The following is a 6,236-nucleotide window of genomic DNA, read 5'->3' as shown; positions in this document are numbered from 1 at the left end:
CGTGTAGCTCTGCTTCGGAATCTTGTACATCCTTCTACCTCCAGTGCTCAGTTTAAACCGTCACCGTCAGTATCCGAAATTCCCGGCCAACCTCAAAGAGGATACTTTTGTGCCACAGTGGGGCAAATGACAGAGGAGATGATCAGGCAGTATTTGGAGCATCATTTCGAGCCGAGGCCTGACGATGATTTCAAGATGGAACCCGATTAGGACGCGTCGTTCAGTCGACGCGTATCCGGACTTTCAGTCCGTAACACTAACCCACCAGCTTTAGCTGGTGGTTGTTGAGTCGGTAAATTCACCACCGTGGTTCGTGCCACCGTAAAGGGCAATATCGCCGTGGCCGCGATACAAGGCACGCTAGGGGGAGTGATATTTTCATTCTTGGGTATACAAGGAGCGCTGCTGTGGGGCTTTGTGATGGCTTTCTTATCTTTATTGCCTGCTATTGGCGCTGCCCTGATCTGGGCACCAGTAGCGATCTATTTCCTGCTTACCGGGGCCATTTGGCAAGGAATAACTCTCATCGCCTTTGGTGTGCTTGTAATTGGAATGGTGGATAACGTTCTACGGCCCATACTCGTCGGCCAAGATACCCGGATGCCCGACTATGTGGTACTTATCTCAACGCTCGGGGGTATGGCTCTTTTTGGCCTTAACGGTTTCGTCATCGGCCCCGCAATCGCAGCACTGTTCATTGCCGCTTGGGATCTCTTTTCTACAACACGGGAAATGCCCAATGATTAATGGCAAAATTATTCTAAACCTACAACAGCGCGTGAGTGGTTAACGGCGGGCGGCGTAGGTTCTGCCGTACCAAGGGGTAGTAACGGCTGCACATGTTGGGAAAAGATGGGGTTTCGACGTGATGGCTGAAGACCTTAGTAGGATACGCGCTACCTGAAGATTTAAACTATTATTTCACAATAGCCGTCCATTTTTTAGCAACAAGACATTCCCTGATACGTTCGAGCTCTCTATGTGGGTAGAGGAAAGATCAGGCGGCATACCAGATCACGGCGAAAAGAGAATTCCCATTCCCAGCTTATTTTCGATTCCCCAACCCCCAGGGTAGCTGGAACGGGGCTGCCGACCAATGAACCAGGAGTATTTATGTTGCACGACAAATGGCTTACTGCCAGACTGGCATATCTACGCGGCCTCAAAGCACCAGGCGAACAACAGCGGCAACTCCTTTCTCTGGTAGACAAGCTCAGGCGCACTGACGCGGACTCGCGTATTCTTGCCGCGTTAATTAAGGTGGAGGCGGCGGCAGAACGGGCACAAAGGGCAAAGGCGGAAGCGGCCCGCCTTGCGGCAAGGGACGAGGAAGCAGCACGTATTCTGGAAGCGATCACCAGGGAGGCGGCCTCCAGAGAGCACGACCAGGAGCTGCACAATGCTGCCGAGTTGCTGATTCTGGCAGGTCTCGTGGATTCCGAGACCCATGTTCCAGTATTCGATCGAGGGGAGCTACTGGGAGCTCTGCTCGGACTGGCAAATGTGCCGGCAGAGGATCCTAGAAGACGGGAATGGAAGCGCGCGGGAGATGCATTGCTCGATGAGAAAACAAAATAAGAATGCCGTGCTAGCCAAAAAAAAGGGCATGAATCACTGAATTTTTACCCATGATAACGTATTCGCAGGTTGAACGCAAAATTGCGCCAGTCTGTGTCCCAATCCGTCCACAGCGGGTCCCAGACGTCGCTGCCATCGAACTGCCGCAGATCGACCACACGGCCCACCGATGCGATGTGCGAAGTAAGCATACAGGGTTCGAGCAGAGGGCTGACCTGTTGATACTCAGCCAAGGCTGTTTTTGCTTCAAGAGTGAGATATAGAGCCTCGATACCCTTACGGTTGAATCGACCGCCTTGCACTGCGGCACCGGCGCCACTCAGCGGCGCGAACGACCAGCGGGGCGTGTGCGCCCGATAGAGTTCGGTCGCGCTCAGGCTGGCCAAGATCATCCGACATAACCTGACTGAATTGACTCCAGGTAGGCGACGATATCGTCGGTCCGTCCTTCAGCGATGAGTTGTAAGGCTGTCTTGTGATTGAATGATGAGATCGGCACATTTTTAAACCAGAAAAGTACGCGATTGAAATCGGATTGTGAGGCGCTCGCTGCCGACATCACCCGCAGCATCTCTCGCAAATAGTGCTGTAGTTTCGGCGATTCTGGATGTGAACGTATGGTGTTGCGATGAACGCCTGCAGTTGTCGCGAGCTCCTGCAACGGGAGCGACAGCGCCTCAGCGACACGCTGCCCAATCATCGACGTGCTGACGGTGGACTGAACTGCCCAGAACACCAAAGGCGAGGTCAGCTCCCGAAACGGAAAAAATCGTACGCTAAACCTCGTCGTGCCAGCCTAGCACGATGATTGACATGCCGAGTAGCGCGATACCCGCCCCCGCCCAATCCAGCGCCGATAGCTTCACCCCATCCACGACCTTGAGCCAAACCAGGGCGGTAGCCACGTAGACGCCTCCGTAGGCAGCACTGGCCGCCGGATGCAGCGTCAGCAACCATACGAATAGCGCCAAGCTCGCTGCTGCGGGAATCAGCAGCCACATTGGCCCGCCCTTCAGCCATAAGTAGGGCAAAAAGCAGCCGATAATTTCGGCAAGTGCTGTCGCAAGGAACAGCCCAGTCGTTTTCAGAATCAAGATGAGTTGCTCCACAATGGCTCGCGCATCAACTCTCACCTGCCATGCGAAACCCGATGGGCGTCTTCACATAAAAGATTCAGGGAAAATAATGCTCACCGCGCATTAGGTGCAATAGCTAAGGAAAACTGAGGCGTAATGCCAAAGCCGCCAATGTCACAAGCAATACCGGCATGGTCAGTACCGCGCCCACCTTGAAATAATAACCCCAGGTAATCCTCATGCCCTTGCGGGCCAGGACGTGGAGCCATAGCAGCGTAGCCAGGGAACCGATAGGCGTGATCTTGGGGCCCAGGTCGCAGCCGATCACATTGGCGTAGATCATCGCGTCCTTGACTACGCCCGTTGCATTAGTGGCGTCAATGGAAAGCGCGCCTACCAGGACGGTCGGCATGTTGTTCATGATTGAAGAGAGTAGAGCGGTAAGAATGCCCGTTCCGAAGGCGGCTCCCCATATTCCTCCTTGTGCAAAGTAATCGAGTAATCGCGCAATATGATCGGCAAGCCCCGCATTGCGCAGTCCATAAACTACGAGATACATTCCTAGAGAGAAAAATACGATTTGCCAAGGGGCCTCCAGCAGTACCCGGCGGGTGCTGATGACATGTCCGCGCGCCGCAACAGCAAACAGAAGCAGCGCCCCGGCGGATGCGACAGCGCTAATCGGCACTCCCAAAGGTTCGAGGCCAAAAAATCCGACCAGCAACAGCACCAGCACCGCCCAGCCGGTGCGGAAAGTGATCAGATCGCGAATGGCCTCGTTTGGCTGTTTGAGTTGGTTGATGTCATAACGTGCTGGAACGCTTAGGCGAAAATAGAGCAATAGCACGGCCAGGGCAGCGATGATCGCGACGATATTCACCGGGATCATGACTGACGCATAGTCCTTGAAGCCGATCTTGAAAAAATCGGCAGACACGATATTGACCAGGTTGGAAATGATCAGCGGAAGGCTGGCCACATCGGCGATGAAGCCAGCTGCCATTACGAACGCGAGTGTTGCCGCCGGACTGAATTCTAATGCCATGAGCATTGCCATCACGATAGGCGTGAGGATCAGCGCCGCGCCGTCATTGGCGAACAAGGCGGAAACCGATGCGCCGAGCAGGACGATCAGCGCGAACAGCATCTGGCCTCTCCCGCCACCCCACCGGGCAACGTGCAATGCCGCCCATTCAAAATAACCGGCTTCATCGAGCAACAGGCTGATGATGATAATGGCGATAAAGGTAGCGGTCGCATTCCAGACGATCTGCCAGACTATGAGAATATCTCCGGGATGGACTACGCCTGACAGCAGCGCCAGGATGGCGCCGAGCATCGCGCTCCACCCAATGCCGAGCCCGCGTGGCTGCCAGATTACCAGCACCAGGGTGAACAGGAAAATCAGCGCCGCAAGCAGGTCAGTCTCCTCTTGAGCCGTTTCTCTAAAATCTCACAAAGAGCGGAGATGGCGATGCAAAAGCTAATCCATCATCGTGGCTCTGCATCACCATCCCTCTGCTTTACTCGAACTGCTGCTATTGGCACCTAGCAGCACTTCGCGGCGGCTTTACGATTTTCGGCCTTAACAGTCTTTGACGGTGGGGCGCAGCACGTGGCTGCTTCACCTGCTTTCGGCGCCTTATCCACACCATATATCTCAGCCTCGCCTAGCGTGTGGTAGGTCTCCCAGGCAATTCCTTGCGGATCGGTGATCCAGTATTTATCAGAGCGCGCGTAACAGCAGGTCGCGTCTGCTTGTTCATGCCGATTGATTTCAGCAGTGGTCACCTGGCTGCGCAATGCGCTGAGCTCTTCATCTGTATCCACCTGGAGTCCGAGATGGTCCAGGCCTGCCCTGGCACCCCGCTGCGAAATAGCGAAATTGATGCGGGGATCTTCCAGCATCCACTTTGCGTAGTCCGGCTTGCGCACCGAGGGCTCCGCCCCGAATACCGCCGAATAAAAGCGGATATTTGCGTTGAGATCGTCAACAGCGACATGCACATGAAAGCGTTTCATGATTTGCTCCTTTAAGATCTACGTTTAGCTTGCGGTGGCGCACAGCAACCTTCAAGCGCCATTTCCATCACTGTAAGGCACTCCTGCGGCATGCCTTGGCAGCAGTTCTGGGTGAGAAACGTCATCAGCGCCGCCATTTGCGCGAAGTCGGCCATGTAGTAGATGAAACGGCTTTCCTGCCGCGATGCCACCAGACCCGCATGGCTGAGTTCCTTGAGATGAAAGGAAAGGGTCGCGGGCGGCACTTTCAATTTTTCACCGATGCTGCCCACCGACATGGCTTCCGGACCCGCTTGAACGAGCAGGCGGAAAACCGACAGGCGTGTTTCCTGGGCGAGTGCCGCGAGTGCGGTTACGGCTTCTTTAGTTTCCATATTTCGACAATAATAGAAATATAGAATAAAGTCAAATTTAATTGGGCCTTGCCCCTTCAGAATGGTGGGATGTATGAGGCGAGTTTTTTTACAGCCTGATCCGCGAAAACCCCCTCCATTTCCCCGTTCCTGCTTGTCACAGGCCACGCCAACTGCATTCCGCAGTGCGCTTTGCCTGTCATGGCCTGTGATCCGCAAAGCCTTGCGGCCGCAGCTCACTTGAATTCCTTTTGAATCCCCTTGCCCCGGCATGGACCAGTACTCCCCGTGCTAATCTCCCCACAAGTCCCCCTAGTCTTTCGCGAGGGGGACTCACGCCCTGAGTTGATCCGTCAAGACTGTGAATGTTCGAGATTCTCCCTTTCACGCTTTTGCCAATTTTAGTTCCGCTTTCTCTGGGTCGAGTAGTGCGAGTAACGGCGAACTACGTTTTTTAAGCGCATCCAGGTACCTGGATTCATCATAAGGCGTGCGATCTTTCCAGCAACGGAAAAGGATACGAATCCACTTGAATGCCAGTGCGCGCAAGGCAGCTTGATGAGAGCTGCCTTTTCCCCGCTGCTGCTGGTAAAAAGCGCCTGCCCAAAAAGATTTATTAACCGTCTGCGCAGCCCATTCAACAAACGTTTGCCGTACAAACTTTGGGCACCGCAACCGCCAATGTACCCAGCTTTTCTGACCGCTTCTTTCCAGCACCGGCGCAATACCCGAGTACATTTGCAATTCACCGGCAGTTGCATAGCGTTCACGCTGCTCACCAAAGGCGGCGAGCAGGCGTGGCGCCAGAGCTTGACCGGCGCCAGGCAAATTACTGAAAAGCTTATAGTCTGGTAGTGTTGGCGCGAGTGCTGCAATCTCCCGGTCAAACCGATCAATGGCCTGCAACGTAATACGTATCTGCTCGACCAGCACCAGCGCCAGTAAACGATGCGACGTGATAACGGCAACGTCCTGGGTCAAGGGTTTTGACGCCTTGATCGCTTCGATTCGCGTGGCAATGAGTGTGGCGGAACGCAGGTTATGCGCCTTGAAAAAGGCTTCCAGCACAGACTTGCGAGCTTTCCTTGCATGCATTTGCGTGGGCCAACGTGTCACGAAATCGCAAAACAGGACCGTATCCCGATGATCGAACCACTCCAGCGCTTGCGGATAGTATTGCTTAAGCGTGTCGCCCAAGCGATTGGTA

Annotated in this window: 9 protein-coding genes and 1 pseudogene; 3 read left to right on the top strand and 7 right to left on the bottom strand. The window is 54.4% G+C overall.

From position 1 onward, the window contains the following. Positions 1-96: 96 nt before the first annotated feature. The 3 genes and pseudogenes from C8R21_RS15150 to traD form a co-directional block, all read left to right on the top strand. Positions 97-210 (top strand): annotated as a pseudogene (locus tag C8R21_RS15150) (IS200/IS605 family transposase); the annotation flags it as partial. 96 nt (positions 211-306) lie between these two features. After that, complete coding sequence (locus tag C8R21_RS15145; protein ID WP_258192450.1) at positions 307-747, top strand: AI-2E family transporter; 441 nt, start codon at positions 307-309, stop codon at positions 745-747. Positions 748-1,113: 366 nt separating this feature from the next. Beyond that, positions 1,114-1,578, top strand: coding sequence for a conjugal transfer protein TraD (traD, locus tag C8R21_RS15140; RefSeq protein WP_258192449.1), 465 nt, complete (start codon positions 1,114-1,116; stop codon positions 1,576-1,578). Between the two features lie 44 nt (positions 1,579-1,622). On the opposite strand, the gene C8R21_RS15135 is transcribed toward traD, so the two are convergent. From C8R21_RS15135 to C8R21_RS15105, 7 genes are all read right to left on the bottom strand, one after another. After that, complete coding sequence (locus tag C8R21_RS15135) at positions 1,623-1,970, bottom strand: RES family NAD+ phosphorylase (RefSeq protein WP_107763436.1); 348 nt, start codon at positions 1,968-1,970, stop codon at positions 1,623-1,625. After that, the gene (locus tag C8R21_RS15130) at positions 1,967-2,314 is read right to left on the bottom strand and encodes a DNA-binding protein (protein WP_181258976.1); all 348 of its coding nucleotides are present in this window, start codon (positions 2,312-2,314) and stop codon (positions 1,967-1,969) included. Before C8R21_RS15130 ends, C8R21_RS15135 begins: the two co-directional genes overlap by 4 nt. Positions 2,315-2,354: 40 nt before the next feature. Continuing rightward, positions 2,355-2,675, bottom strand: coding sequence for a YnfA family protein (locus C8R21_RS15125; RefSeq protein ID WP_375136010.1), 321 nt, complete (start codon positions 2,673-2,675; stop codon positions 2,355-2,357). A 115-nt stretch (positions 2,676-2,790) separates the two neighbouring features. After that, entirely contained in the window at positions 2,791-4,062 is a 1,272-nt protein-coding gene (locus tag C8R21_RS15120) for an arsenic transporter (protein WP_445668752.1), read from the bottom strand. Between the two features lie 140 nt (positions 4,063-4,202). After that, on the bottom strand, positions 4,203-4,676 hold the full coding sequence (locus C8R21_RS15115) for an ArsI/CadI family heavy metal resistance metalloenzyme (protein ID WP_107763433.1): 474 nt from the start codon (positions 4,674-4,676) through the stop codon (positions 4,203-4,205). Positions 4,677-4,687: 11 nt separating this feature from the next. Then, entirely contained in the window at positions 4,688-5,050 is a 363-nt protein-coding gene (locus tag C8R21_RS15110) for an ArsR/SmtB family transcription factor (protein ID WP_107763437.1), read from the bottom strand. Between the two features lie 363 nt (positions 5,051-5,413). Next, positions 5,414-6,236: transposase (locus C8R21_RS15105; protein ID WP_107763432.1), on the bottom strand; the 823-nt coding region annotated here is incomplete at its 5' end.

This window comes from Nitrosospira multiformis, from assembly GCF_003050865.1.
In the GTDB taxonomy this organism is placed as follows: Bacteria; Pseudomonadota; Gammaproteobacteria; order Burkholderiales; family Nitrosomonadaceae; genus Nitrosospira; species Nitrosospira multiformis_E.
Note: the sequence above shows the minus strand (reverse complement) of the source record. Positions and strands in the feature narration are given on the sequence as shown.

Coding starts and splice junctions, on each gene's coding strand:
- traD (WP_258192449.1), top strand. CDS start 1,114: ATGTTGCACGACAAATGGCTTACTGCCAGACTGGCATATCTACGCGGC.
- C8R21_RS15135 (WP_107763436.1), bottom strand. CDS start 1,970: ATGATCTTGGCCAGCCTGAGCGCGACCGAACTCTATCGGGCGCACACG.
- C8R21_RS15110 (WP_107763437.1), bottom strand. CDS start 5,050: ATGGAAACTAAAGAAGCCGTAACCGCACTCGCGGCACTCGCCCAGGAA.
- C8R21_RS15115 (WP_107763433.1), bottom strand. CDS start 4,676: ATGAAACGCTTTCATGTGCATGTCGCTGTTGACGATCTCAACGCAAAT.